The organism is Pseudoxanthomonas indica (genome assembly GCF_900167565.1).
GTDB classification, from domain to species: Bacteria; Pseudomonadota; Gammaproteobacteria; order Xanthomonadales; family Xanthomonadaceae; genus Pseudoxanthomonas_A; species Pseudoxanthomonas_A indica.
Genome location: NZ_FUZV01000001.1, coordinates 590,162 through 616,414, shown reverse-complemented (window position 1 = coordinate 616,414; position 26,253 = coordinate 590,162). Strand labels below are relative to the sequence as shown.

Genomic DNA, 26,253 nt, shown 5'->3' with positions numbered 1-26,253 from the left:
TGCGACTGACTCGTATTAGAACGCGGTCATTTCGATTCGGGCATCATGCGCTCCGCCGCGCTTGCAGCGGCGTTGGAGAAGCACCGCATGAAAGGCCATCCCGAAGTCGTCGACTACCTCAAGCAGCTGCTGCGCGGCGAACTGTCCGCGCGCGATCAGTACTTCATCCATTCCCGTCGTTATGAGGACATGGGGCTGAAGTCGCTGTACGAGCGTCTCAACCACGAGATGCAGGAAGAGACCGAGCACGCCGATGCACTGCTGCGTCGCATCCTGTTCCTGGAAGGTGATCCGGACATGACCCCGGACCCCTTCGTCGCCGGTCAGACCGTCGAGGAAATGCTGCAGCGGGATCTGGAAGTGGAATACGCCGTCCGCAAACACCTGGCCGATGGCATCGCCCTGTGCGAACGCCACGGCGACTTCGTCAGCCGCGCCATCCTGCAGGTCCAGCTGAAAGACACCGAAGAAGATCACGCGCATTGGCTCGAGCAGCAGCTCAGCCTGATTCGCCTGCTCGGCCTGCCGAACTACCTGACCGCCCAACTGCGCGCCGAGAAATCCGGCGAGTAAGCCCCGCGTCATCCGGCTGGCCGCCCCACGTAGGAGCGGCTTCAGCCGCGAAGCCGATAGCCCTCACACAGCCAGCCAGCCCGCCCGCCAGCCCGCCAGCCAGCCCGCCAGCCAGCCCGCCAGCCAGCCAGCCAGCCAGCCAGCCAGCAAGCAAGCCAGCAAGCAAGCAAGCAAGCAAGCATTCGCCAGCCAACCCCCGCCCACTGCAACTAACGTCCAGCCAGCCTTCGCCAGCCAGACGTTTGCGGAACTTCCGGATCCGTAGTGCTCAGGCCTTGCGCTGAAGGCGATAGACCGCAGTCGACAAGGCGGTGACGCCGTCTTCCTGGAACGCGGGTTCCTGCGCCAGGATGTCGCGACGATCAAGTTCCTCGATCGACCACTGGGGGGCGAACAGCGCCTCGACCTCTGCCACATCGACGCGGAAAGGCGGACCGGCCTTCTCGGCCTGCGGATATTCCAGCGTGATCAGCAGCGCCTGGCAGCCCAACGGCAAACGCCCATAGACCTCGCTCACATATCGCCGCCGCATGTCGGCCGGCAAGGCGATCAAGGCGGCGCGGTCGTAGACCGCCGTGCAGCCAGCCAGTGCGGCAGCATCCAGTTCGAACACATCTCCGCAGACCAGATCGATCGGTCCGGCGCGATGGTGCCGGCCGTCGGCTTCGTCGCTGATTGCGGGCTGCAACTGGTTCTCGTCGAAGAACTGCGCCACAGCCAGCGGCGACAGTTCCGCACCCAGCACGGCATGGCCCTGTTCGGCCAGCCACAGCATGTCCAGCGACTTTCCCGCCAGTGGCACAAAGACCCGGCAGCCCGCAGGCAAGGCCAGTGCCGGCCAATGCTGGCGCAACAAGGGCATCACCTCATCGCGGTGGAAGCGGGTGCGTCCTTCTTTCCAGCGTTCGAGCCAGAAGCCGGCTTCCATCATTCCACCGCCAGTCCGTCGACCTTCTGCCAGCCGCGCGGCAGCAGGCCACCGCGGGTGGCGCGTGCGCCCAGATACGCATCCAGTTCCTTGAACGACAGCGACATCGTGCGCGCGCCGCTGCGCACCTGCAGGGTGCCGCCGGGCGACACCGCCGCGATGGCGACCACGCGCTCGGTGCCCAGCTTGGCCTTGGGGATGTCGATGATCTTGTTGCCCTTGCCCTTGTCGAGCTCAGGCAATTCGCTGATCGGGAAAGCCAGCAGGTGACCGGCGCTGGTGACGGCAACGATGCGATCGGTGTCCACGCTCGCTACCGAGGCCGGCTGCAGCACCTTGGCCCCGGTGGTCAGGTTGAGCATGGCCTTGCCGGCCTTCTGCCGGCCGGTCAGGTTTTCGAAACGGGTGACGAAGCCGTAGCCATGCGAACTGGCCAACACCAGCCGGCTGTCGTTGTCGCCGCTGGTCAGCGCCTGGAACGACGCACCGGGCGCGGGCGAGAAACGCCCGGTCAGCGGTTCGCCGTTGCCGCGCGCCGAGGGCAGCGTGTGCACGGCAGTGGAATAGCTGCGGCCTTCCGAATCCAGGAAGGCCACCTGCTGGGTGCTGCGCGAGCGCACCGCCGCCAGCAGGTTGTCGCCATCGCGGTAGGACAGGGTCGAGCCATCGACGTCATGGCCCTTGGCGGCGCGAATCCAGCCCTTCTCCGACAGCACCACGGTCATCGGCTCGGAGGCGACCAGTTCGGTTTCATCCAGCGCCTGCGCCGCGCCACGCTGTACCAGCGGCGAGCGGCGGGCGTCGCCGAATTTCTTGGCATCGGCGGTCAGCTCGTCCTTGATCAGCTTCTTGAGCTTGGCCTTCGAGTCCAGGATGCCGGCGAGCTTGTCGCGCTCGGCCGCCAGTTCGTCCTGCTCGCCGCGGATCTTCATCTCTTCCAGGCGCGCCAGCTGGCGCAGCTTGGTGTCGAGGATGTAGTCGGCCTGGTCTTCGCTGAGCTGGAAGCGCGCGATCAAGGCCGGCTTGGGTTCTTCCTCGCTGCGGATGATGCGGATAACCTCATCCAGGTTGAGGTAGGCAATCAACAAACCTTCCAACAGGTGCAGGCGGCGGTCGACCTTTTCCAGCCGGTGCTTGAGCCGGCGGGTGACGGTGTCGTAGCGGAAGGTCAGCCACTCGGTCAGGAACATCTTCAGGTTCTTGACCTGCGGACGTCCGTCCAGGCCAATGATGTTCATGTTGACGCGGTAGCTCTTCTCCAGGTCGGTGGTGGCGAAGAGGTGGCCCATCAACTGCTCGGCGTCGACCCGGTTGCTGCGCGGAATCAACACCACCCGCACCGGATTGGCGTGATCGGATTCGTCCCGGATGTCTTCCAGCCAGGGCAGCTTCTTGGCGCGCATCTGCGCGGCGATCTGCTCGATTACCTTGGAGGGCGACACCTGGTAGGGCAGAGCGTTGATGACGATGTTGCTGTTCTCGCGCGCATAGGTCGCACGCGCGCGCACGCTGCCGTGGCCGGTTTCGTACATCGCCCGGAAGTCGCTGGCCGGGGTGATGATTTCGGCCGTGGTCGGATAGTCCGGCCCGCGCACGTGTTCGCACAGATCGGCCACGGTGGCTTCGGGGTCGTCGATCAGGCGGATGACGGCGCTGACAATCTCGTTGAGGTTGTGCGGCGGCACATCGGTGGCCATGCCCACGGCGATGCCGGTGGTGCCGTTGAGCAACAGGTGCGGCAGGCGCGCCGGCATCCAGGTGGGTTCTTCCAGGGTGCCGTCGAAGTTAGGCGTCCAGTCCACCGTGCCCTGGCCCAGTTCACCCAGCAGCACTTCGGCGATCGGGGTCAGCTTGGCCTCGGTGTAGCGCATGGCCGCGAAGGACTTGGGATCGTCGGGCGAACCGAAGTTGCCCTGGCCTTCGATGAGCGGGTAGCGGTACGAGAACGGCTGCGCCATCAGCACCATCGCCTCGTAACAGGCGCTGTCGCCATGCGGGTGGTACTTGCCGATGACGTCACCGACCGTACGCGCCGACTTCTTCGGCTTGGAGGCCGCGCTCAGGCCCTGCTCGCTCATCGAGTAGATGATGCGGCGCTGCACCGGTTTCAAACCGTCGCCAATGAAGGGCAGGGCGCGATCCAGCACCACGTACATGGAATAGTCGAGATAGGCCCGCTCGGCGTATTCACGCAGCGGAATCTGCTCGAAGCCGTGGAAAGTGGAACGAATGGTGTCAGTCATCTAGGGAAGGGCAAGCCTGCTTGATTCGAACGCCAATTCTACGGGAATGGCGCTGCGGCCAAACAAAAAGCCCCGCTTGCGCGGGGCTTGGTGCTGGCAACGACGCAGGGCTCAATTGGCGGGAGGCGCTGCGGCGGGCTCGGCGGCCACGCCTTCGTCCGCCGGAACCAGGGGAACGCGGGCGGTGGCGCCCGGGCGCACGTTGACCACGAAATTGCCGACGGACTCGCCATTGCGGGTCACGCTGACGCGGTACTCGCCCAAGGGCAGGTTGCGGAAGTGGTACTTGCCGCCTTCCTCTACCACGGTCTCCCGCTTGAATCCGGTGCCGGTATTGTGGACGGCCACCTGATCACCGGCGACAGCATTGCCACCGATATTGCCGTCGGCGCGCTGCGCCAAGGCGGAGAACGAAACCAGCATCATCAACAGCGACAACGCAAGGAACAGCCAACGCGACTTGGATACAAGGGCCATGCACTTCCTCCTGAAGGACGGAATACGATCTCCATGTGTATACAGGGATTACAGTGCTGGAAGTCATAGTCCAGGTCGGCGGCGGACCGCCGACCCGGGCGCCGGGACCGGAGGGGCAATGAATAGCCCCGCTCGCGCAGGGCTTTCTCATTGCAGGCGCCGGCAATCAGTTGGCTGGGGCAGGTTGGCCCGCCAGCGGCTTGGAATCGGCGGTCAGGTTGGGCACACGCGCCGTGGTACCGGGGCGCACATTCAATTTGAAGTTGGCCACGGGGGCGCCATTGCGAACCACGGACACGATGTATTCGCCCAGGGGTAGCGAACTCAGACGGTACTTACCGTCCTGGTCAGCCACTGCCTCGCGCTTGAAGCCCGTGCCGGTATTGACGGCGGTGACCTGATCGCCGGCGACGGTGAGGCCGCCAATATTGCCGTCCGTGCGTTGCGCCCACGCGGAGAAGGAAACGAGCGCCATCAACAGCGACAAGGCCAGGACCAACCAACGCGTATTGGATTTTGAAGACATTGCATTTCTCCTGCTCGGTGGAGGCTTGAGCATCCTCCCGGCCTGCACGAGCACCCAGTGGAGGAAGTCACTGGGCCTGTCGACATGCGTCGACGAATGCACAGCGCGCATTCATTCAGAAGAACCACGACACGCCCACGCTGACATTGCGTCCCAACCCCGACAGAAAGCCCGGTTGTGCAGCAGTAGCCTGGTGCCGCATGGAGGAACTGCTGGCATGGCGACGGTCGGTCAGATTGTCGCCAACCACAAACACCGACCATCCGTTCGTCGGAGCGAGATACTCCACGCGAAAGCCAAGCAGTGCATACGCATCCTGGTAGATGCTTTCAGAGTTGGCGTGATCGGTGGGGGTGTCTTGCGGCAACCAACGAAGACTCGGACCTGTGCGCCAGCCCTTGCTGCCCGACCACGGCACTTCCGCGCTGATCAGATTTGCCGACTGGCAGCGCCACGGGAAAATCAGCGGACGCCAACGCGACTGGCAAGTCCGCGATCTGGCTGCCCTGCGCGAACTGGCGCGCGGCGCGGAACGGGGTTTTTGAAGGGGGCCCAGGCCAATCGGGTTAAGATCGCCCGGTGCACCTGTCCCGCTGCTTCCGTCGAACGATGACCCAGCTCGCCCTCGTGGCGGTGCTGCTGGTGGCGTTCGCGCCCTCCATCAATCGCCTGGTCGGTGGTGCGGGCGCACAGGTGTTGGCCGGATGGACCGAGCTGTGCACGGCATCCGGCTTGAAGTGGGTGGACACCGCGGACACCTCGCCCGCCAAAAAGGCGCCACTGGCCGGCGGTGGCATGCCGATGGGCGCGGACTGCGACTACTGTCGTCTGGTCGACGTGCTACCTCTGCTGCTGCTCGCGCTATGCCTGACGGCGCCGACAGGGTTGCGCGCCCGCTTCCAGCCCAAACCCGCGCCCTCACGCCGGCCGCCGACCAATCTTCGCGGCCTGGGTAGTCAAGGGCCACCGCTCTTTCTCTGAAACATCGCCACTCATTCGGGCGCGTTCGAACGCGTCCGGACCTCGTGCTTTTTTCGGAGTTCCCCATGTTGATTCCCGCTTGCGGGACGCTGCCTGCGTCCCGTCTTGGCGTCGCCGTTGCGGCCGCGCTTTGCTGTTCCCCCTTGTTTGCCGCCGAAGAACCGGTCGACTCGACGACCCTGGACGCCATCGTGGTGACCGCGGCGCCGGTGTCGCCGCTGACCTGGGAAACCGACCCCCGGCTGCCACGCCAACCGGTGCCGGCCAGCGACGGCGCCGACTATCTCAAGACCATTCCGGGATTCACCGCGCTGCGCAACGGCGGCACCAACGGTGACCCGGTGCTGCGCGGCATGTTCGGCTCGCGCCTGAATCTGCTGACCAACGACGGCAGCATGCCGGGCGCCTGTCCGGCGCGCATGGACAATCCGCTGTCCTACGTGTCGCCGGAAACCTACGACCGCCTGATTGTGGTCAAGGGCCCGCAGACCGTGCTGTGGGGACCGGGCGCATCGGCCGGCACGGTCCGCTTCGAACGCAACCCGCCGCGATTCGACGAGCCGAATGTGGCGATCACCGGCAGCCTGCTCGGCGGTTCGTTCGGCCGCAACGATCAGGTGCTCGATGCGACCGCCGGCAACCCGACGGCCTACGCGCGCCTGAGCGCCAACCGATCCGAAGCCAACGACTACGAAGACGGCGATGGCAATGTGGTGCCGTCGTCGTGGAAGAAGTGGAACACCGACCTGTCATTCGGCTGGACGCCGGATGCCGATACCTTGCTGGAACTCAACGCCGGCATCGGCGATGGCCAGGCGCGATACGCCGGGCGCGGCATGGATGGCGCGCAGTTCAAGCGCGAGAGCTACAGCCTGCGCTTCGAGAAGGTCAACCTGGCCGGTGCACTGGACACGTTCGAAACCAGCGCGTTCTACAACCATGCCGATCACGTGATGGACAACTACAGCCTGCGCGAACCCAACCCCATGAGCGCCATGCCCATGCCGATGGTGGCCAACGTGGACCGCCGCACGCTTGGTGGGCGTGCCGCGCTGGGGTGGAAGTGGCAGCGCTTCGAGCTGATTGCCGGCGTGGACGGACAGGAGAGCCGGCACCGCGAACGCAGCGGGATGGGGCGCAACGCGCATCTGGCTTTGCCGTGGACTACGGATGCCAACTTCAAGACCGTCGGAATTTTCGCCGAGTCCACCTGGACGGTCGGCGTCGGCGAGCGCTGGGTGAGCGGGCTGCGCATGGATCGCGCGCAGGTGAAAGACGAGCGCGCCACCAGCGGGATGATGGGCATGCCCAATCCCAGCTTCGGCATTACCCGCAAGGAAACACTACCCGCAGGATTCCTCCGCTTCGAGCAGGATCTGTCCGCTGTTCCGCTGACCTGGTACGCAGGCGTCGGACATACCGAGCGCATGCCCGACTACTGGGAGCTGTTTTCGCCGGACATGGGGCCGATGGGCGCGGTCAACGCGTTCGCAGGCATCCAGCCCGAAAAGACCACGCAGTTGGATATCGGCCTGCAGTACCGGACCGAAACCGTTGATGCGTGGATCTCCGCCTATGCCGGCCGCATCAACGACTACATCCTGTTCTCCTACATCGGCGGCGGGATGATGGGCATGATGTCGGCCGCCGGCAATGTCGACACCGACATCCGCGGCGCCGAAGCCGGCGTGGAATGGCGCGTCGCCCATGCATGGAAGCTGGGTGGCACGCTGGCCTACGCCTGGGGTGAGAACCGTGATGGCGGCACCGCACTGCCGCAGATGCCGCCGCTGGAAGCGCGCCTGACGGCCGGCTTCGACAACGCGCGCTGGAGCGCGGGCGTGTTGTTGCGCGTGGTCAGCGATCAGGATCGCGTGGCGATTGACCAGGGCAATGTGGTCGGGCGCGATTTGAACCCGAGCGCGGGCTTTGCCACGCTGGCGTTGAATGGCGGCTATCGCTTTTCCGATCGCGTGCAGCTGACGGCAGGCATCGACAACGTCTTCGATCGCACCTACAGCGAACATCTCAATCTGGCGGGGAGCGCGGACTTCGGCTATCCGGCGGATCCGGTGCGGATCAATGAGCCCGGTCGCAATGCGTGGTTGAAGGTGAACTTCAGCTTCTGAGTGCAGGCGCCTCCCTGCTCGAAAGGGCAGGGAGGTGCTGGTATGAAGGCATTCGACAGGCACAAAAAAACCCGCCGGAGCGGGGTCTTTGTTGGTCTCCGGAGAGACCGGTTTGCAGTGGTGCCCAGGAGAGGACTCGAACCTCCACGGTTTTACCCGCTAGTACCTGAAACTAGTGCGTCTACCAATTCCGCCACCTGGGCAGGTGTGCAGGGCGCGAATTGTGGTGGAGGCGGATTTTTTTGTCAAACGTTTCTTTTCGCGCGGCCTCCATCGGACCGGGGTGTAACATGAACCGATGACTAAAAAGACCAGCAAAGGCAGCGCGAAATCCTCGTCCCGCAAGGGTCCGCCCGGTTCGCGCGGGGGCAGCGGCGGCAGCCGCGACGGCGGCAAGAGCAAGCGTCCACCGTGGATGCCCGACCTGCCTGCGCCACCGCCGCGCAATCGCGCGGGCGGCGCACCAGGTCCCGCGTCGGCGCCGCGCCCGGCGCGTGCCGCACCGGGCGGCGGCTTCCATGATCCCCACGCGGCACGCGAAGCCGCGCGCTACGCCGACCCCATTCCCAGTCGCGAAGCCATCCTCGGCCTGCTCGAAGCCGCCGGCGGTCCGCAGACCGCCGAGGAAATCGCGGTCCAGCTGGGCCTGGCCGCAGCCGACCGCGCCGATGCCCTGGGCAAGCGCCTGGCGGCGATGCTGCGCGACGGCCAGGTGGTGCAGAACCGCCGCGGCGGCTTTGCCCCGGTCCAGCACACCGACCTGATCGCCGGCATCGTGATCGCCAATCCCGATGGCTTCGGCTTCCTGCGTCCGGATGCGGGCGGTGACGACCTGTTCCTGCCGCCGTTTGAGATGCGCAAAGCCATGCACGGCGATCGCGTGCTGGCCAACGTGACCGGCATCGATCGCCGCGGCCGCCGCGAGGGCAGCATCGCGCGCGTGCTGGAGCGTCGCCTGACCCGCCTGATTGGCCGCTTCGCCTTCGAGGCCGGCATCGCCTATGTGGTGCCGGACGACAAGCGCATCCAGCGCAACGTGCAGATTCCTCCAGACGCCACCCAGGGCGCGCACGATGGCCAGCTGGTGGTCTGCGAACTGACCCAGGCGCCGGACGCACGCCGTCCGCCGATTGGCCGCGTGCTGACCGTGCTGGGCGACAAGCTGACCCCGTCGCTGGTGGTGGAAGCGGCCATCCACGGCCACGACCTGCCGCATGAATTCCCGCCCGAGGTGCTGGCCGAAGCCACCGCCGTGCCGCTGGTGGTGGAGGAGGGCATGATCGACGGCCGCGTGGATCTGCGCGCGGTGCCGCTGGTGACCATCGATGGCGAAGACGCCAAGGACTTCGATGACGCGGTGTTCTGCGAAGCCAACAAGCAGGGCTTCCGCCTGATCGTGGCCATTGCCGATGTCTCGCACTACGTGCGTCCCGGCACGCCACTGGATGACGAGGCGCAGAAGCGCGCGACCTCGGTCTACTTCCCGGGCTTCGTGGTGCCGATGCTGCCGGAGACGCTGTCCAACGGGATCTGCTCGCTCAATCCCAAGGTCGATCGCATGTGTTTTGTCTGCGACATGCAGATCGACCACGACGGCATCGCCACCCGCTCCAAGTTCTACGAAGCAGTGATGAACTCGCACGCACGCCTGACCTATACCCAGGTCTGGCAGGCGGTGGGCGAGGACAACGAAGACACCCGCAAGCAACTGGGCGCGGTGCTGCCGCACGTGGAGCGCCTGCACCAGTTGTACGAGGTGCTGTCGAAGGCGCGCCAGGCGCGCGGCGCGATCGAGTTTGAATCCTCCGAAGTCCGCTTCGTGCTGGACAACACCGGCGAGGTGACCCAAGCCGGCATGCTCCAGCGCAACGATGCGCACAAGCTGATCGAGGAATGCATGATCGCGGCCAACGTGGAAGCCGCCAAGTACCTGCTGCAGAAACACATCCCGGCGCCGTACCGCATTCACGACAAGCCGCCGGAATCCAAGTACGAGGATCTGCTGGAATTCCTCAAGGAGTTCAAGCTGACCCTGCCGGCCTGGAGCAAGGTGCAGCCGCGCGACTTCATCAAGTTGCTGAAGAAGATCCGCGACCGTCCCGACGCCGCCCTGCTGGAATCGGTGCTGCTGCGCAGCCAGAGCATGGCGGTGTATTCGCCGGACAACGTCGGCCATTTCGGCCTGGCGCTGGAGTCGTATGCGCACTTCACCTCGCCCATCCGCCGCTATCCGGATCTGCTGGTGCATCGGGCGATCAAGTTCGCCTTGAAAGGCGGCAAGCCGGACAAGTACCTGTATCCGCCGCACGAGATGGCCGCGTTGGCGCTGCAGTGCTCGGAGCGCGAACGTCGCGCCGACGAAGCCGAGCGCGAGGTCGACGAGCGTTACCGCGCCGCATGGATGGAGAAGCACGTCGGCGGCCAGTTCGATGGCGTGATCAGCGGCGTGACCAGCTTTGGCCTGTTCGTGGAGCTGGCCGATTCCAAGGTCAACGGGCTGGTCCATGTCACCCAGCTGCCGCACGACTATTACCACTTCGATCCGGTGCGCAAGACGCTGACCGGCGAGCGTCGTGGCAAGGAATACCGGTTGGGCGATCAGGTCCGGATCATCGTGCTCAAGGCCAGCCTGGAGGAGCGCAAGATTGATTTCCGCCTGGTTGAGGGCAATGAGCAGGGGCAGGGGCCTGGACCGGCTGCCGGGTCGGGTCCGGGTCCGGGTCCGGCAAAAGGTCCGGCGAAGGGTAAGGGCAAGCCGAAACCTTCGGCTTTCCCGGCTGCTCCGTCGCGTGGGCAGCCGGCCAAGCGCAAGAAGCAGCCGTACTGATAGACCCTGATGGCGGGCTTGCCCTCATCCCAGCCTTCTCCCGCAAGCGGGCACGCCCTCATCCCAGCCTTCTCCCGCAAGCGGGCACGCCCTTCCAGCCTTCTCCCGCAAGCGGGAGAAGGGGCTTATCATGCGCGCCCCGGTTGTCGTGGGCGCCGCGGGTCCGCGTGATCCGTGCATCGAGTCCTGCTGACTACCTTTCCCACTTTCCCCTTTTCCCTGCGCCACTTCCCCCATGAGCAAACAAAACCAGTGGATCGTCGGCGTCAACGCCGTCGCCTCGTCCATCGAGAACGATGCTGACAACGTCCGCGAAGTCCTGGTCGAAGGCGGCAGCAAGAACGCGCGCCTGACCGAGATTGAAGAGAACGCACGGCGCAAGGGCATCGAGGTGCGCCGGGTCACCGCGCAGGCGCTGGATGGCGTGGGCGGCAACGTCCGCCATCAGGGCGTTGCCGCGCGCTACGCCGCCGCGCCCACCTGGGAAGAGGGCGAACTGGAGGGCCTGGTCGAGAAGGCCGAGGGCCGCGCGCTGTTGCTGGTGCTGGATGGGGTGCAGGATCCGCACAACCTGGGCGCCTGTCTGCGCAGCGCCGCCGCCGCCGGGGTCACTGCGGTGATCATTCCCAAGGACAAGTCGGCCACGGTCAATGCGACTGTGCGCAAGACCTCGGCCGGCGCGGCCGATCGCATCCCCGTGGTGGTGGTGACCAACCTGTCGCGTTGCCTGCGCGATCTGCAGAAACAGGGCGTGTGGATCTACGGGCTGGCCGGCGAAGCCGAGGCCTCGTTGTACGCCACCGACCTGCGCGGCAACGTGGCGCTGGTGCTGGGCGGCGAAGCCGATGGCCTGCGCCGGCTGACCCGCGAGCATTGCGATGGCCTGGTCAAGATTCCGATGCCGGGCGATATCGAAAGCCTCAACGTGTCGGTCGCCGCCGGCGTGACCCTGTTCGAAGCCGTGCGCCAACGCCAGGCGTAAGCCTCGCCACGTCCGGGCGCGTCTGCGCCCGCCATCGCCTGAGACCCAAGGGGCCATCGTGAATCGCCTGCCTGCCGATGCTTCGCGCGTACCGCTGATGCCGGTCGGCATGGTGTTGCTGTCGATGGTATCGATCCAGGTCGGCGCCGCGTTTGCCAAGGGCCTGTTCCCGCACGTGGGCGCCGCCGGTGCGACCGCGCTGCGGCTGATCCTGGCCACGCTGATGCTGGTGCTGTTCTTCCGCCCATGGCGGATGCGCGTGAGCCGGGCGCAATGGCGGCCGCTGATCGTATTTGGCGTGTCGCTGGGCCTGATGAACCTGCTGTTCTACAAGTCGCTGGAGACCCTGCCGCTGGGGCTGGCGATCGCGCTGGAGTTCACCGGCCCATTGGCGGTCGCGCTGCTGGGATCGCGGCGCTGGATCGATCTGCTGTGGGTGGCGTTGGCGGTGTTGGGCCTGTGCCTGCTGCTGCCGCATCTGGACGGTACCGCGCTGGACCCGCGCGGCATGGCCTACGCACTGGGCGCGGGCGTGTGCTGGGCCTTGTACATCGTCTACGGCCAGCGCGCCGGCATGGATCACGGACCGCAGACGGTAGCGCTTGGCTCGGTGATCGCCGCCGCGGTGGTGGTGCCGATTGGCGTGGTGCAGGTGGGTGCGGCCTTGTTCGCCCCTGCGCTGCTGCCGCTGGCTTTGGCCGTGGCCCTGCTCTCCACCGCATTGCCCTACAGCCTGGAAATGGTCGCGCTGACCCGCTTACCGGCGCGCACCTTCGGCATGCTGATGAGCCTGGAGCCGGCCATCGGCGCGCTCTCGGGTTTGCTGTTCCTGCATGAGCAACTCAGCCAGCGGCAATGGCTGGCGATTGCGGCGATCATCGTGGCGTCGGCGGGCAGCACGCTCACTGCCAGCGCACCCCGGGCCGAGGCGGGCTGCGGGGAGGGCTGATCCCGCTTACAGCACGCCGGGCACCAGCGCCTTGGTCTTCTTCATGTAGTCCGCGTAAGGCGTGCCGAAGCGCGCCAGCAGGAAGCGTTCTTCCTGTCGCGACTTGTACCAGAACGAGGCGAACACCACCGCCAGCGCCAGCCAGCCGCGCCAGTCGCCCATCTTCAACGCGGTGCCGAAGAACGCCAGCAGCAGGCCGGTGTAGATCGGATGGCGGACGAAGCGATAGGGGCCGCGCTGGATCAACTCGTGGTCCTGCTTGATCTGCACTTCGCTGCTCCAGTTGCGGCCCAGCATGCGCCGCGCCTGGATCGCCAGCGCCACGCCGGCGAATGTCAGCGCCACGCCCACGCCCCTGAGCAGCAACGACTTGGGCAGGATGCGCTCGTGCAGCGGACAGCCGATATACCAGTCGCCCGGACCCAGCAGCGATGCGGCAAACAGCAGCGGCAGCCAGTACGCCAGCAGGCGGTGCCAGGCCGGCTCGGTGCGTGCGGCTTGCTTGACGCTGCGCCATTGCCACAGCCAGTAGCCGGCAAATGTCAGCCAGGCCAGATGGTGCAGCCAGGTCAGCAGCTGATCAGGCGAAGGCAACACAGCGGCTCCCGGTGATGGCGGCAGGTCCGCCGGCGATACGGCAAAATCAGCCCAGCGGCGAGGGCCAGGCGTTGGCAATCTTGCAGAACAGGCGCGCGGTCTGTTCCGCGTCGTACACCGCCGAGTGCGCGTCGTCCGCGTTCCAGTCGAAGCCCGCCGCCTGCACGGCGCGCGCCAAGACCGTCTGCCCGTAAGCCACGCCGGCGAGCGTCACCGTGTCGAAGACGCTGAACGGATGAAACGGATTGCGCTTGTGGCCGACCCGCGTCACCGCGGCATTGAGGAAGTTGAGATCGAAATGGGCGTTGTGGCCCACCAGAATCGCGCGCTGGCAGCCATGCTTCTTGACTGCCGCGCGTACCGACGCGAACACGTGATCCAGTGCCTCGCGTTCGTGCTTGGCAAAACGGAAGGGGTGATCCAGCACGATGCCGGTGATCTCCAGCGACTTGGGATCAATTTCCAGGCCGGGCGCCGGATGCAGGTGCACGCTCGCGGTTTCGCCGGGGACCAGCAAGCCGTTTTCGTCCAGATCCAGCGGCACGGCAGCCAGTTCCAGCAGGGCGTGGCGGTTCCAGTCAAAGCCACCGGTTTCCACGTCCACCACCACGGGCAGATAGCCACGAAAGCGGCGGGCCATGGGGGTGGAGGCGGGTGCTTCGGCAGCGTCGTTCATGCCGATCAGGTTATCAGAGCGGGCCTGTACCGAGCAGGCTGCCCTCCTCGCGCATCCGCTCCAGCATCGCAGCGCCCTGCGCCAGAAACGCGGCGTCCGCCGGCACGCCCGCCTCGTCGGCCAGGGCCTGCAAGGCCGCAAGGCCGGTGGCCTGACCCGGCGCCAGCCGTTCCCACAAACGGAACACCAGCGGTGACAGCCGGGCAAAGTGGATGACGTAATCGGCATCGCGACGGACCAGCAGCAAGGTCGGTTCCGCGGGTGCGCTGTCAGGCTGGTACGCCGGACCAATCTGCGGCACCGGCCAGGTGTAGGCCAGCGCCCAGGCCAACGGCGACACAATCGGTACGCCCGTCATCAAATCGCCGTCAGGGTGGTGTTGCGGCAATGCGTCGTCGGCAATTTGCAAGGCCAGCTCCACCCACTCGTAATGCGCCAGTTCGGCCAGCCACGGCGGATCGCCGCGCGCCTCTCCTTCGCGCTGCTGCAGATAGCGGATGAACTCGCGCGCCAGCTCCGGGAACAGCGGCGTGTGGCTGCGATGCTCGGCGTAGAAGGCACGCACGAGATCACACCAGCCATCCTCACCCAGGGTCTTGCGCATCACCGGGAAATTGCCGGACAGCAAGCCATGGATGTTGTTGAAGAACAGGTCGCGATAAACCGCCATGCGCCGTGACTCGATGCCGACAGGCGCCGGATGCGTGGCCGGATCACGCAGATGCCGGCTGAAGGCGAATTGCTGCGCGCGCAGGTCCTCAGCCATGCGCCGCCTGGCCCGTGTCGCCAAGCGCTTCGGCCTGGAGCTGACGGATGCGCGCGACCTCGGCGTACAGCACATCGGCCGCGGGGAAGTTGAAGTCGCGCTCGAGCAGCGTCGCACGTACGCCGTGCACGCGATAGGCCTGCGCCAGCAGATCCCAGACCGCGTTCTTGACCGGCGCGCCATGGGTGTCGATTTTCAGGTCATCGGCTTCATCGTAGTGACCGGCGATATGGTACGAGGCGATACGCGCGCCCGGCATGCGCGCCAGGAAATCGCCGGCGTGATAACCGTGGTTGATCGCGTTGACGAAGATGTTGTTGACGTCCAGCAGCAGGTCGCAATCGGCTTCGGCCAGGACCGCGCTGATGAAATCCACTTCGGCCATGGCCTGGTAGGGCGCGGCATAGTAGGAGACGTTTTCCACCGCGATGCGTCGGCCCAGGCTGTCCTGCACCTGGCGGATGCGGGCGGACACGTGGTGGACCGCTTCCTCGGTGAAGGGAATGGGCATCAGGTCGTACAAATGACCGTCGTCGGCGCAGTAGCTCAGGTGTTCGCTGTACAGACCGACGTGATGGCGATCCAGGAACTGCCGGGTACGCGCCAGGAAGGTGTCGTCCAGCGGCTCGACGCCACCCAGTGACAGCGACAGGCCATGGCAGGTGAGCGTATGCCGGGCGCTCAGTTCCTGCAGGGCTTCGCCGAAGCGGCCACCCACGCCGATCCAGTTGTCCGGCGCGCATTCGAGGAAGTCGAACGCACGCGCAGGCGCCGCACGCAGCTCCTCGAGCAGCGCGCGGCGCAGTCCCAGGCCGGCGCTGCCGGCAGGAGGAGTTCGCAACATGGGCAGGCCAATCCGGGCGCGCTACCGCCTGTGCGGCAGCGCGCACCTGCCCGGACTCAGGGCGTGGTCTTCTTGTCGTCGGCCTTCTTTTCGCCGTCGGCGCCGCACTTGCCTTCGCCACACTTGCCTTCACCGCATTTGCCTTCGCCCTTGTGGGCTTTCACCTCGGCAGCATCCAGGAAGCCGTCCTTGTTGGTGTCGATGCCGGCGAACTTGTCGGCCGGTGCATCCGGATGGGCGGTGGCGAACTCGGCCGAGGAGACCTTGCCGTCCTTGTCAGTGTCGGCCTTGGCCAGACCGCACTTGCCTTCGCCACCCTTGCCATCACTGGCGGGTGCCGCGGCGGATTCCGGCGCGGCCAGCAGATAACCCTGGGCCAGGGGTTGCATCGCGAACGCAGAGCCGGCCAGGACGATGCCGCTGGCCAGCACGGTGCAGGCGGCCAGGGTGGTGGACTTCGAGTTGGACTTCGACATTGCTGATACTCCGTGGGATGCGGCGAACCGCAGGGCGGGGGAGCGTCAGTGTAGTCGGCCCGTGTTAGCGCCATGTAAGCCGGCGGGGGCGACCGCTGGTCGCACCCCGCGGCGGGATCAGATGACCCCGGTGGTGCTGGTGTCGTCGCGCTTGTCGCGCGCGGGCAGCGGCTGGTCGCCGTGGATCAGGAACCACACGTTCTCGGCGATGTTGGTGGCGTGATCGCCGATCCGCTCCAGGTTCTTGGCCATGAACAGCAGATGCGTGCAGGGCGTGATGTTGCGCGGATCTTCCATCATGTAGGTCAGCAGCTCACGGAACAGCGCGGTATACAGCGCGTCCAGCTCGGCATCGCGATCCCGCACCTGCACGGCGCGCGCGTCGTCGTTGTTCTGGTAAGCCACCAGCACGTCGCGCACCTGCTGCGTGGCCAGCTTGCCGAGCGCGCGCAGGCCGGTGATCTGCGGCATCGGCGGCGAGACGTTCAGGGCGATCGAGCGCTTGGCCACGTTGGCGGCGTAGTCGCCGATGCGTTCCAGATCGGCCGGGATGCGCAGGCCGGCGAGGATCTCGCGCAGGTCGCGCGCCATCGGTCCACGCAGGGCCAGGTGCATCACGTCGTGGCTGATCTGCTGCTCCAGCGCATCAATCGCCTCGTCGTTGGCAATGATGCGCTGGGCGGCGCGGTCGTCACGGCGCTCGATCACGTCCAGCGCCGCTTCCAGCTGCGCCACGGCGGTTTCGCCCATGCGCACGATTTCGGTCACCAGGCGGCGCTGCTCTTCGTCGTAGCTCTTCACAATATGCTCGTGCGGTTGAGTATTCATGGGATTCCTTAGCCGAAACGACCCGTGATGTAGTCCTCGGTCTGCTGCTTGGACGGACGCGAGAAGATGGTGGCGGTGGCGTCGTGCTCGATCAGCTCGCCCAGGTACATGAAGGCGGTGTAGTCCGACACGCGCGCAGCCTGCTGCATGTTGTGGGTGACGATGGCGATGGTGTATTCCTGCTTCAACTCCTCGATCAACTGTTCGATCTTGCTGGTCGAGATGGGGTCCAGCGCCGAGGTCGGCTCGTCGAGCAGGATCACGTCCGGGCGCAGGGCCACGGCGCGGGCGATGCACAGGCGCTGCTGCTGGCCGCCGGACAGGCCCAGCGCGCTCTGCTTGAGCTTGTCCTTGGCCTCCTCCCACAGCGCCGCCTGGCGCAGGGCCTGCTCCACGCGCACGTCCATGTCGGCCTTGCCGATGCGTTCGTGATGGCGGATGCCGTAGGCGACGTTTTCGTAAATCGTCATCGGGAACGGCACCGGCTTCTGGAACACCATGCCGATCTTGCTGCGCAGGCGGTTCATCGGGTACTTGGGGTCGAGGATGTTCTGGCCGTCAAGCAACACCTCGCCCTCTGCGCGCAGCTTGGGATAGAGCGAGTAGATGCGGTTGAAGATGCGCAGCAAGGTCGACTTGCCGCAACCGGAAGGACCGATCAGCGCGGTGACTTTCTTTTCGGGAATATCCAGGTGGATGTTCTTCACGGCATGGAAATCGCCGTAGTAGAAATCCAGGTTCTTCGCCGCCAGCTTGACCCGTGCGGGGGCGCTGGAGTCGAGTTCGCGGGTCGTGGTCGCGACCGAAATACGGGCCACGTCATTCATGGGTCACCTTGTTTCGCAGGAGTAGGGTGCGGGCCAGCAGACTGAGCAGGAGCACCATCATGGTCACCAGGAAGGCGCCGGCCCAGGCCAGCGAATTCCAGGAGTCGTATGGGCTCATCGCATACTGGTAGATGACCATCGGCAGGTTGGCCATCGGTTGATTGAGGTCGGTGCTCCAGAACTGGTTGTTGAAGGCGGTGAACAGCAGCGGCGCGGTTTCGCCACTGATGCGCGCCAAGGCCAGCAACACGCCGGTCACCACGCCCGGCAGGGCCGAGCGCAGCAGTACCTGGGTGGTCACCTTCCATTGCGGCACGCCCAGAGACAGCGCGGCTTCGCGCATCTGCTGCGGCACCAGCCGCAGCATTTCGTCGGTGGTGCGCACGATGACCGGCAGGGCGATGAAGGCCAGCGCGACTGCGCCGGCCCAGGCCGACCAGTGGCCCATCTGCGCCACCATCACGGTGTAGATGAAAAGGCCCAGCACGATGGACGGCGCCGACAACAGGATGTCGTTGACGAAGCGGATGGTCTCGCCCAGCCAGTGCTTGTTGGCGTACTCGGCCAGGTAGGTGCCGGCGGCGATGCCGATGGGCGTGCCCAGCACGATGGCCAGCAGGCTGATCACCACGCTGCCGAAGATCGCGTTGAGCAGGCCGCCGGGTTCATTCGGTGGCGGCGTCATCATGGTGAACAGATCGGCATTGAGGCTGCCCAGACCCTTGGTCACCGTGGTCCAGAGAATCCACACCAGCCACAGCAGGCCGAAGATGGCGGCGGCAATCGACAGGGTCAGGGCGACCACGTTCTTGACCTTGCGCCAGGTATACAAAGAGGCGGACATGTCAGTTGCCCTCGCGCTTGGCCAGCTGGCGCAGCATCAGGCGGGCGATGGCCAGCACGATGAAGGTCAGCAGGAACAGGGTGAAGCCCAGCAGCAACAGCGAGCCGCGATGCAGCGGGTCGGTGGCTTCGGCGAATTCATTGGCAATCGTGGCGGCAATCGAGGTGCCCGGTTCCAGCAGCGCCGCGCTGATCGCGTAGGCGTTGCCGATGACGAAGGTCACCGCCATGGTTTCGCCGAGGGCGCGGCCCAGGCCCAGGAACACGCCGCCAATCACCGCCGAGCGGGTGTACGGCAGCACGATGTCCCACATCACTTCCCAGCGGGTGGAGCCGAGCGCGTAGGCCGACTCTTTCAAACGGCCCGGCACGGTCAGGAACACTTCGCGCATCACCGAAGAGACGAAGGGAATGACCATGATCGCCAGCACCAGTCCGGCGGTGAGCATGCCGATACCCAGCGGCGGGCCGGCGAACAGCACGCCGATGCCGGGAATCTGGCCGAGGTTTTCATCCAGCCAGGGATACACGTGTTCGCTCAACTGCGGCGCCAGCACGAACAGGCCCCACATGCCGTAGATGATCGAGGGAATGCCGGCCAGCAGCTCGATGGCCATGCCGACCGGTCCGCGCATCCACACCGGCGCCACTTCGGTCAGGAACAAGGCGATGCCGAAGCTCACCGGCACCGCGATGATCATCGCGATGCTGGCGCTGACCAGGGTGCCGTAGATCGGCACCAGCGCGCCGAACTTGCGCGCACCCACATTCCATTCGGTGCTGGTGAAAAACCCCAGTCCGAATTCCTGCAGGGCTTCGCGGCCACCCCACAACATCGAAAGCGCGGCGCCGACCAGCGACGCGAGTACGAACAGGCCGGCGGCGGTGAGCAGCCAGCGGAACAGACGATCCGCCCGCGCATCGCGCGCGGTGCGCAGATCCGTGGCGGAAGCGGCAAGGGTAAGTGCGGCGGTATTCATGTGATCGTGCGATCCGGGCCGTCGGTGCGGGGGAGGGCGCGGCGAGTGGACCCGCCGCGCGTTGCCTTACGGTGTCGCGACTGCGTGTACGGGCTTCAGAGCTTGATGTCGCTGGCCCAGTAGGCTTCGACCTGCTGCACCAGTTCCGGCGGCAGCGCCACGTAGTCCAGTTGTTCGGCCTGCGGCTTGCCCTGTTCGTAGGCCCACTTGAAGAAGTTCAGCGTGTTCTTTGCGCGCGCCGCATCCTTGGGTGCCTTGTAGACCAGGATGAAGTTGGTCGCGGTGATCGGCCAGGCCGCTTCGCCCGGCGCATTGGTGATGACCAGGTTGAAATCCCTGGCGCCCGCCCAGTCGGCGCTGGCAGCAGCGGCGGCGAAACTTTCAGCCGTGGGAGTGACGAACTTGCCGGCCGCATTCTGCAGCGAGGCGTAGGCCATCTTGTTCTGTTCGGCGTAGGCCAGCTCGACATAGCCAATCGAGTTCTTCAGCTGGCGCACGTACGCGGCCACGCCTTCGTTGCCCTTGCCGCCGACGCCGCCGATCCAGCTGACCGAAGTACCTTCGCCAATCTTCTGCTTCCACTCCGGGCTGACCTTGGACAGGTAGTTGACGAAGTTGAAGGTGGTGCCCGAACCATCGGAGCGGTGCACGCTGTTGATCTTGGCGTCGGGCAGGGCCAGGCCGGGATTGAGCGCGGCGATCGCCGGGTCATTCCACTTGGCGATCTTGCCCAGGAAGATGTCGGCCAGCAGCGGGCCGCTCAGCTTGAGCTGGCCCGAGGCGACGCCTTCCAGATTGATGACCGGCACCACGCCGCCAATCACCGAAGGGAACTGGCCCAGGCCGGCCTGCGCCAGCTCCTCCGGCGAGAGCGGCTTGTCGGTCGAGCCAAAGTCGACCGTACCGGCCTTGATCTGGGCAATGCCGCCGCCCGAGCCGATCGACTGGTAATTGATCTTGGCGCCGGTGCTCTGGTTGTAATCGCTGGACCAGCGTGCCATCAGCGGATAGATGAACGAGGCGCCGGCGCCGGTGACGACCGCGCCGACCTTGGCCGCGTCAGCGCCCGCCGGAGCCGCGGCAGGCGTGTTGCCGGCCGCGGCCGGAGCATCGGAGGAGGGTTTGCAGGCCGCCAACATCAGCGTGGCGGCGATAGCGAGCGCGGCCATCCGCGCAGGCTGGGAAAGGGTCATGGCGGATTCCGTCTTGGGGGCGTGTCGGGTCATGGCCGCTATGAAATGATGTTTTTGTTACAGCGTGATGACATCGGCTTTGGGACCCGGGTCACGCCTGCAATGAAAAAGGGGTCAGAGCTGGCTCTGACCCCTTTTCGTTTGGTTGATCCCGCCCGCGACTGGGAGAGAGAGGAGGCCGCGGACAGGATCGGGGAGGTGGTGCTCAGTACTTCAGGTTCTGCGTCCAGTAGGTCTCGATCTGCTGGACCAGCGCGTCCGGCAGCGGAACGTAGTCCAGCGCCTTGGCCTGGGCGTCGCCGTTGTCGTAGACCCAGTTGAAGAATTCCTTGGCGGCCTTGGCGCTGGTCGGATTCTTCGGGGCCTTGCTGACCAGAATGAAGTTGGTGGCGGTGATCGGCCAGGAATTCGCGCCCGGGGCGTTGGTCATCACCAGGTAGAAGTCTTTGGCGTTCTTCCAGTCGGCGCTGGCGGCCGCGGCCGAGAAGGTCTCGTCGCTCGGCAGCACGAAGTTGCCATCGGCGTTCTTCAGGCGCGAGTAGGACATCTTGTTCTGCAGCGCGTAGGACAGCTCGACATAGCCGATGCCGCCCTTGATCTGCTTGACGTAAGCGGCCACGCCTTCGTTGCCCTTGCCGCCGATGCCGGTCGGCCACTGCACGCTGGTGCCTTCACCGACCGAGGACTTCCACTCGCCGCTGACCTTGGACAGGTAGTTGACGAAGTTGAAGGTGGTGCCCGAACCGTCCGAACGATGCACGACGGTGATCTTCTGCGCCGGCAGCTGCACGCCGCCATTGAGCGCGACAATGCGCGGGTCGTTCCAGGTCTTGACCTTGCCCAGGAAGATGTCGGCCAGCAGCTCGCCGTCCAGCTTGAGCGCGCCCGAGGCCACGCCCGGCACGTTGATGACCGGCACCACGCCGCCAATCACCGAGGGGAACTGGGCGAGGTTGAACTTGGCCAGTTCGTCCGGCTTCATCGGCGCGTCGGAGGAACCGAAATCGACCGTGCCCGCCTTGATCTGGGCAATGCCGCCGCCCGAACCGATGGACTGGTAGTTGACCTTCTTCTGGGTGGCCTTGGCGTAGTCGGCCGACCACTTGGTCATGACAGGATAGACGAACGAGGCACCGGCGCCGGTGACGTCGGCGGCAAACGCATTGGCCGACAGCGCGGTGGCGATGGCCAGCACGACGACGCGGGACTTGAACGAGTTGAACACGGAGGGCTCCTGGATGGATATAGCGGCATGGCTGCCGTCGGCGTGCATTTCACGACGTTTAGGTGACAGCCCGGTGTCGCCTGTATGACAGCGGTGTGACAGCCTTCGAACCCTTCCCCCGCCTGCGGGGGAGGGAGTCTGATGGCATGCGTCGGCCAGCAAGGTGCTCGATAAAAAAAGGGCGCGGCTTTCGCCGCGCCCTTTCTGCTTCGTCCGAAGCTGCAACAATTACCAGTAGAACTGCATGCGCGCTTCGAGGATGTTGGGGTCGTCGTTCAACGCGCCCTTTTCCTGCTTGACCGCCACGTAGTTCAGCATGAACTTGAAGTTGGAGCGCCAGTACCAGTTCACGCCGGCGGTGATGCTGTCCATCTCGCCGCCGACCACGGCGCCGTCGGTCAGGTCGATGGTGTCGTAGCGCAGTCCGAGCTGCCACAGGCCCTTGGTCGGGTCATCCGGCAGCGGGGTGGTCGGCACGCCGGCCTTGTAGCCCCAGGTTTCGCCGGTGATGTTCCACAAGCCCGACACGTAGTAGCCGTCGCCGGTGAAGTCTTCGAAGTTGCCGTAGCGCTTGACGTCGGTGGTCATGTACTCGCCCTGCAGCTTGAACGGGCCGTTGACCCACATCGCTTCCAGGCCCAGCACGTTGTTGCGGTCGGCGGCGCGCAGGCCGCTGCTGCCGGTGTCGACGAAGCGGGTCGGCACCATGTCGGCCATCGGACGCGCGCGCAGGCGGATCACGTCGCCGTCGGTGTCCTTGTCGGTGTAGTTGATGCCCAGGTGCAGGATGCTGCCGGCGCTGTTGATCGGCGCCCAGTAGCCGCGGGCCGAGTAGCCGCCGCCGTGTTCGCGGTTGCGGGTCAGTTCGCGACCGAAGAAGCTGGCCGTCACGCCCCAGTTGGCGTCACCGATGTTGTACTGCAGGCCAACGCGACGCGGGGTGCCGATCGAGTTGGTGATCGAGGACTTGCTGATGAAGTCGTTGTTCTTGGTGCTGGACAGCTCTTCCAGCGTGGCACCCGGCTGCTTGAACTGGCCGATCTGCAGGAAGTGGTTGGCGTTGCCGCCAATCTTGTACTTGATGTTGGCGTCGAGGAACTTGTCGTCCTTGGCGTCGTAACCCAGCACCCACTCGATGTTGCCCGGGCCCTTGCCCTTCAGCACCAGCTCGGCGCGTCGCAGTTCCTGCAGGTAGTCATCACCGTCCAGATCGGTCGCCGAGTCGGCGCCGTAGTCGATGGTGTCGGAGTCGAACTTGTAGAAATCGGCCTGCACCAGACCTTCGAACGAGACTTCGGAACCGGCGATCACGTCGATCGGGATCTCGGCCTGTGCGGCGGGCGCTGCGGCGGCGGCGAGCAGTGCGAGGGTCAGGGTGGAGCGGGTGAGTTTCATGGCTTAGCCCTTGGGGCGCGTGTGGAAGACGCTGCGCAGGCTAAGGCGTGAAAGTTGCGTTATTGTTACAGCGCTGTCTTATTTCGTTGCGGTGACAGTGGGATGACGCGGACGTCAGGCCGCGCCGGCTTCGCCCGGAGTCTTGTCGGGAAATCGGCAGAGATCGCGGATGACGCATTGCGGGCAATCCGGCTTGCGCGCCTTGCAGACATAGCGGCCGTGCAGGATCAGCCAGTGGTGCGCGTCGTGCATGAATTCCTTCGGCACGACCTTGACCAGCTTGTCCTCGACCGCGCGCACATCCTTGCCGGGCGCCAGGCCGGTGCGGTTGGAGACGCGGAAGATATGCGTGTCCACCGCCATCGTCGGTTCCCCGAAGGCGGTGTTGAGCACCACGTTGGCGGTCTTGCGGCCGACGCCGGGCAGCGCTTCGAGTGCTTCGCGCGAGCGCGGGACTTCGCCACCGTATTGCTCCACCAGGATCCTGCAGGTGGCGATGACGTTCCTGGCCTTGGCGTTGAACAGGCCGATGGTGGCGATGTACTTCTTCAGCCCGTCCTCGCCCAGGGCGAGGATTTTCCCGGCCGTGTTGGCCACCGGGAACAAGCGGCGCGTGGCCTTGTTGACGCCAACGTCGGTCGCTTGCGCGGACAGCGTCACCGCCACCAGCAACTCGAAGGGCGTGCTGAATTCCAGCTCCGTGGTCGGCTTGGGATTGAGTTCGCGCAGGCGCGAGAACAGTTCGTGGACTTCTTCGCGGCTGAGCGTCTTGCTGCGGCGCGTGCGGGTTGCGGTCATGCGGGCTTCTTTCGAGCGGGTTTCATTCAAGCGCGTTTCATTCGAGCGGGCGGCCCGCGGCCTTGGCCTTGGCGCGCGCGAGGATCGCGGCGGCGCTGGCGGGCAGGGCGGGGCGTGCTGGCAGGGGAGAGGTGGCAGCTGGCGTGACCATGTCGCCGTCAGTCGTGGCTGGGGATGCGGGTGCGATCGCCGTGCTTCGACGCGCCTGGCGTACTTCGGCGCGACGTTGCAGGCGCGCCTGCCGGCTGCGATAGCGTTCGCGCGCCGCCCAGGCCATGCGCAATTGCGTCTGCGCGGCCCGCAAGGGGGCTACATCGGCGCAACAGGGCGCGGAGCAGGGCACGAAATCGATCAGGCCGGCTTCGATGGCGCCATCCAGATCAGCCGCACGCACGAGCGCAAGCAAGCGCTCACGCAGTGCCGACTGCGGACAGATCGAGATGGCGCCCATGCGCGCGATCAACGGCCGTTGAACTGCGGCTTGCGCCGTTCCAGGAAGGCACGCGTGCCTTCGCGCATGTCGTCGGTGGCAAACATCAGGCCGAACTGCGCCGATTCGTATTGCAGGCCTTCTTCAATGCCGCACTCACCGCCGACGTGGATCACGTCCAGGTTGCCGCGCAGGGCCAGTGGCGCCGCCTGCGCCAGTTGCTCGGCCCACTTGCCGGTTTCTGCGTCCAGTTCGGCCAAGGCAACAACGCGATTGACGATGCCCAACTGATACGCGCGCTCGGCAGTGATCGGTGCGCCCAGCAGGCACAGTTCCAGTGCGGCGGCGCGACCGGTCAGTCGCAGCAGGCGTTGGCTGCCGCCAAAACCCGGCACCAGGCCCAGGTTGATTTCGGGCTGGCCCACTTTGGCGCTGTCGGCGGCAATCCGCAGATGGCAGGCCATCGCCAGTTCCAGGCCACCGCCCAGCGCGAAACCATTGATCATCGCGATCACCGGCTTGGGCATGGTTTCGATGCGGCGCATCAACTTCTGCCCGCGCAGCGAGAAATCGCGGCCATCGGTGGCGCTCAAATCCGCCATCTCGGCGATGTCGGCACCGGCGACAAATGCCTTGGGTCCGGCGCCGGTCAACACGATCACGCGCACGGCCGGATCGGCGGCGGCGGCTTCGAAAGCCACCAGCAGGGCATCCAGGGTGGCGGCGTTGAGGGCGTTCAATTTATCCGGCCGGTTGACGGTGATTCGGCGGATTGCGGCCTGGTCGGTGACGGAAACTGGGGATTCGGACATGCGTAAGACCCGGATTTTTCGTAAAAAATTGGTGAAGGGGAACTCCTGGACCGCGCCTGCGGTCGGACCCCCCGGTTGTCAGTAGCGGTTAAGTCCCGCCACGGCTATCCTAGCGCGTCCATCCGGGGCGGTTTCTTCCGCCCCGTACTATCACCCGGAGATATCGTTGATGAAGTTGCGTTCCTTAGTGGTCGCTGTCGCGGCATTCGCCATGGCCGGTAGCGCCCTGGCCCAGGACACCACGTCCGAGAAAGGCAAGTTGAGCTATTACTTCGGCTACGACTACGGCAACAACCTTGCCGAACTGGGTGGTCGCGGCGAACAGCTCGACATCAACACCGTCATCAAGGGTCTGCAGGATGCTTATGCCAAGAAGCAGCCGGCGCTGACCGCCGAGCAGCTCAAGCCCGCGCTGGAAGCTTTCCAGAAGCGTGAGCAGCAGCGTGCCGCCACCGCCAAGGCCGAGTACGACAAGGTCGCCGGCGAGAACAAGACCAAGAGCGATCAGTTCCTGGCCGCCAACAAGGCCAAGGCCGGCGTCAAGGTCCTGCCGAGCGGCGTGCAGTATCGCGTGGTCGATGCAGGCAATGGCGCCAAGCCGACCCAGGCCAGCACCGTGAACCTGGAAGTGGGTGGCCCGTTCCCGTACGGCCAGCACCCGGCCGAAGCGCGCGCGCCGCAGTCGATGCCGAACGTCAAGGTCAGCGAAATCGAAATGCAGGCGATGCGTGAAGTGATCCTGCAGATGCCGGCCGGCGCCAAGTGGGAAGTCGCCCTGCCGCCGGAGAAGGCGTACGGCGCCGACCCGCGCACCGGCTTCCCGCCCAACGTGGCGGTGGTGTTCGAAATCAAGCTGCTCAGCGTCAAGTAAGCCGCTTTCCATGCAGTCCCGCTACGCCGGCCCCTGGGCCGGCGTAGTGCTTTCTGCGCGCCGGCGCTGCAATCGCG

At 65.5% G+C, this 26,253-nt stretch carries 28 protein-coding genes and 1 tRNA gene; 8 read left to right on the top strand and 21 right to left on the bottom strand.

Annotation, left to right across the window (positions count from 1 at the left end):
- Positions 1–87: 87 nt before the first annotated feature.
- The gene (gene bfr / locus B5X78_RS02870; RefSeq protein ID WP_079724401.1) at positions 88–573 is read left to right on the top strand and encodes a bacterioferritin; all 486 of its coding nucleotides are present in this window, start codon (positions 88–90) and stop codon (positions 571–573) included.
- Between the two features lie 268 nt (positions 574–841).
- On the opposite strand, the gene B5X78_RS02865 is transcribed toward bfr, so the two are convergent.
- The 5 genes from B5X78_RS02865 to B5X78_RS18715 form a co-directional block, all read right to left on the bottom strand.
- The gene (locus B5X78_RS02865; RefSeq protein WP_079724400.1) at positions 842–1,501 is read right to left on the bottom strand and encodes a thiopurine S-methyltransferase; all 660 of its coding nucleotides are present in this window, start codon (positions 1,499–1,501) and stop codon (positions 842–844) included.
- Positions 1,501–3,744 carry a DNA topoisomerase IV subunit A gene (gene parC, locus B5X78_RS02860; protein WP_079722959.1) on the bottom strand — a complete coding sequence of 748 codons (2,244 nt, stop codon included), beginning with the start codon at positions 3,742–3,744 and terminating at the stop codon, positions 1,501–1,503. Before parC ends, B5X78_RS02865 begins: the two co-directional genes overlap by 1 nt.
- A gap of 111 nt (positions 3,745–3,855) precedes the next feature.
- Positions 3,856–4,221, bottom strand: coding sequence for a carboxypeptidase-like regulatory domain-containing protein (locus B5X78_RS02855; protein ID WP_079722958.1), 366 nt, complete (start codon positions 4,219–4,221; stop codon positions 3,856–3,858).
- A gap of 166 nt (positions 4,222–4,387) precedes the next feature.
- On the bottom strand, positions 4,388–4,747 hold the full coding sequence (locus tag B5X78_RS02850; protein ID WP_176140762.1) for a carboxypeptidase-like regulatory domain-containing protein: 360 nt from the start codon (positions 4,745–4,747) through the stop codon (positions 4,388–4,390).
- A 115-nt stretch (positions 4,748–4,862) separates the two neighbouring features.
- Entirely contained in the window at positions 4,863–5,114 is a 252-nt protein-coding gene (locus B5X78_RS18715; RefSeq protein ID WP_079722956.1) for a TonB-dependent receptor, read from the bottom strand.
- Between the two features lie 19 nt (positions 5,115–5,133).
- Here B5X78_RS18715 and B5X78_RS18710 point away from each other — a divergent pair, with 19 nt between their 5' ends.
- The 3 genes from B5X78_RS18710 (at position 5,134) to B5X78_RS02835 (ending at position 7,857) form a co-directional block, all read left to right on the top strand.
- Positions 5,134–5,292, top strand: a complete 159-nt coding sequence (locus B5X78_RS18710) for a hypothetical protein (RefSeq protein ID WP_217698632.1) — start codon at positions 5,134–5,136, stop codon at positions 5,290–5,292.
- A 64-nt stretch (positions 5,293–5,356) separates the two neighbouring features.
- Entirely contained in the window at positions 5,357–5,728 is a 372-nt protein-coding gene (locus B5X78_RS02840) for a DUF2946 family protein (RefSeq protein ID WP_079722955.1), read from the top strand.
- 65 nt (positions 5,729–5,793) lie between these two features.
- The gene (locus B5X78_RS02835; protein ID WP_079722954.1) at positions 5,794–7,857 is read left to right on the top strand and encodes a TonB-dependent copper receptor; all 2,064 of its coding nucleotides are present in this window, start codon (positions 5,794–5,796) and stop codon (positions 7,855–7,857) included.
- Between the two features lie 118 nt (positions 7,858–7,975).
- On the opposite strand, the gene B5X78_RS02830 is transcribed toward B5X78_RS02835, so the two are convergent.
- Positions 7,976–8,060: transfer RNA gene (locus B5X78_RS02830), tRNA-Leu, on the bottom strand.
- A 95-nt stretch (positions 8,061–8,155) separates the two neighbouring features.
- Here B5X78_RS02830 and rnr point away from each other — a divergent pair.
- From rnr to rhtA, 3 genes are all read left to right on the top strand, one after another.
- Positions 8,156–10,684, top strand: coding sequence for a ribonuclease R (gene rnr / locus B5X78_RS02825; RefSeq protein ID WP_079722953.1), 2,529 nt, complete (start codon positions 8,156–8,158; stop codon positions 10,682–10,684).
- A 235-nt stretch (positions 10,685–10,919) separates the two neighbouring features.
- Complete coding sequence (gene rlmB, locus B5X78_RS02820; protein ID WP_079722952.1) at positions 10,920–11,666, top strand: 23S rRNA (guanosine(2251)-2'-O)-methyltransferase RlmB; 747 nt, start codon at positions 10,920–10,922, stop codon at positions 11,664–11,666.
- A gap of 58 nt (positions 11,667–11,724) precedes the next feature.
- Complete coding sequence (gene rhtA / locus B5X78_RS02815; RefSeq protein WP_425478686.1) at positions 11,725–12,615, top strand: threonine/homoserine exporter RhtA; 891 nt, start codon at positions 11,725–11,727, stop codon at positions 12,613–12,615.
- A 6-nt stretch (positions 12,616–12,621) separates the two neighbouring features.
- Here the strand turns inward: rhtA and B5X78_RS02810 are convergent, their stop codons facing one another.
- From B5X78_RS02810 to B5X78_RS02740, 15 genes are all read right to left on the bottom strand, one after another.
- On the bottom strand, positions 12,622–13,209 hold the full coding sequence (locus B5X78_RS02810; protein WP_244898545.1) for a methyltransferase family protein: 588 nt from the start codon (positions 13,207–13,209) through the stop codon (positions 12,622–12,624).
- 49 nt (positions 13,210–13,258) lie between these two features.
- Positions 13,259–13,888 carry a ribonuclease T gene (gene rnt, locus B5X78_RS02805; protein WP_079722951.1) on the bottom strand — a complete coding sequence of 210 codons (630 nt, stop codon included), beginning with the start codon at positions 13,886–13,888 and terminating at the stop codon, positions 13,259–13,261.
- Positions 13,889–13,901: 13 nt separating this feature from the next.
- Entirely contained in the window at positions 13,902–14,654 is a 753-nt protein-coding gene (locus tag B5X78_RS02800) for an HvfC family RiPP maturation protein (protein ID WP_079722950.1), read from the bottom strand.
- Positions 14,647–15,498, bottom strand: a complete 852-nt coding sequence (locus tag B5X78_RS02795; protein WP_079722949.1) for an HvfB family MNIO-type RiPP peptide maturase — start codon at positions 15,496–15,498, stop codon at positions 14,647–14,649. The genes B5X78_RS02800 and B5X78_RS02795 overlap by 8 nt, the downstream gene beginning before the upstream one ends.
- A 56-nt stretch (positions 15,499–15,554) precedes the next feature.
- On the bottom strand, positions 15,555–15,974 hold the full coding sequence (locus B5X78_RS02790; RefSeq protein WP_079722948.1) for a CREC-EF hand family protein: 420 nt from the start codon (positions 15,972–15,974) through the stop codon (positions 15,555–15,557).
- Between the two features lie 117 nt (positions 15,975–16,091).
- Positions 16,092–16,802, bottom strand: a complete 711-nt coding sequence (phoU, locus tag B5X78_RS02785) for a phosphate signaling complex protein PhoU (protein ID WP_079722947.1) — start codon at positions 16,800–16,802, stop codon at positions 16,092–16,094.
- An 8-nt stretch (positions 16,803–16,810) separates the two neighbouring features.
- On the bottom strand, positions 16,811–17,629 hold the full coding sequence (pstB, locus tag B5X78_RS02780; RefSeq protein ID WP_079722946.1) for a phosphate ABC transporter ATP-binding protein PstB: 819 nt from the start codon (positions 17,627–17,629) through the stop codon (positions 16,811–16,813).
- Positions 17,622–18,473 carry a phosphate ABC transporter permease PstA gene (gene pstA / locus B5X78_RS02775; RefSeq protein WP_079722945.1) on the bottom strand — a complete coding sequence of 284 codons (852 nt, stop codon included), beginning with the start codon at positions 18,471–18,473 and terminating at the stop codon, positions 17,622–17,624. The genes pstB and pstA overlap by 8 nt, the downstream gene beginning before the upstream one ends.
- A gap of 1 nt (position 18,474) precedes the next feature.
- Positions 18,475–19,452: a phosphate ABC transporter permease subunit PstC gene (pstC, locus tag B5X78_RS02770; protein ID WP_079722944.1), complete on the bottom strand. Its 978-nt coding sequence runs from the start codon at positions 19,450–19,452 to the stop codon at positions 18,475–18,477.
- A gap of 95 nt (positions 19,453–19,547) precedes the next feature.
- Positions 19,548–20,645 carry a phosphate ABC transporter substrate-binding protein PstS gene (gene pstS / locus B5X78_RS02765; protein ID WP_079722943.1) on the bottom strand — a complete coding sequence of 366 codons (1,098 nt, stop codon included), beginning with the start codon at positions 20,643–20,645 and terminating at the stop codon, positions 19,548–19,550.
- Between the two features lie 205 nt (positions 20,646–20,850).
- Positions 20,851–21,870 (bottom strand): phosphate ABC transporter substrate-binding protein PstS, encoded by a 1,020-nt coding sequence (gene pstS, locus B5X78_RS02760; protein ID WP_176140761.1) that lies wholly within the window; start codon positions 21,868–21,870, stop codon positions 20,851–20,853.
- Between the two features lie 228 nt (positions 21,871–22,098).
- Positions 22,099–23,265, bottom strand: a complete 1,167-nt coding sequence (locus B5X78_RS02755; protein ID WP_079722941.1) for an OprO/OprP family phosphate-selective porin — start codon at positions 23,263–23,265, stop codon at positions 22,099–22,101.
- Between the two features lie 114 nt (positions 23,266–23,379).
- On the bottom strand, positions 23,380–24,063 hold the full coding sequence (gene nth, locus B5X78_RS02750; protein WP_079722940.1) for an endonuclease III: 684 nt from the start codon (positions 24,061–24,063) through the stop codon (positions 23,380–23,382).
- Between the two features lie 37 nt (positions 24,064–24,100).
- Positions 24,101–24,514 carry a hypothetical protein gene (locus B5X78_RS02745; RefSeq protein WP_079724397.1) on the bottom strand — a complete coding sequence of 138 codons (414 nt, stop codon included), beginning with the start codon at positions 24,512–24,514 and terminating at the stop codon, positions 24,101–24,103.
- A gap of 8 nt (positions 24,515–24,522) precedes the next feature.
- On the bottom strand, positions 24,523–25,305 hold the full coding sequence (locus tag B5X78_RS02740; RefSeq protein WP_079722939.1) for an enoyl-CoA hydratase/isomerase family protein: 783 nt from the start codon (positions 25,303–25,305) through the stop codon (positions 24,523–24,525).
- A 169-nt stretch (positions 25,306–25,474) separates the two neighbouring features.
- On the opposite strand from B5X78_RS02740, the gene B5X78_RS02735 reads away from it, so the two are divergent.
- Positions 25,475–26,176 carry an FKBP-type peptidyl-prolyl cis-trans isomerase N-terminal domain-containing protein gene (locus B5X78_RS02735; protein WP_079722938.1) on the top strand — a complete coding sequence of 234 codons (702 nt, stop codon included), beginning with the start codon at positions 25,475–25,477 and terminating at the stop codon, positions 26,174–26,176.
- The last annotated feature ends 77 nt before the right edge of the window (positions 26,177–26,253 follow it).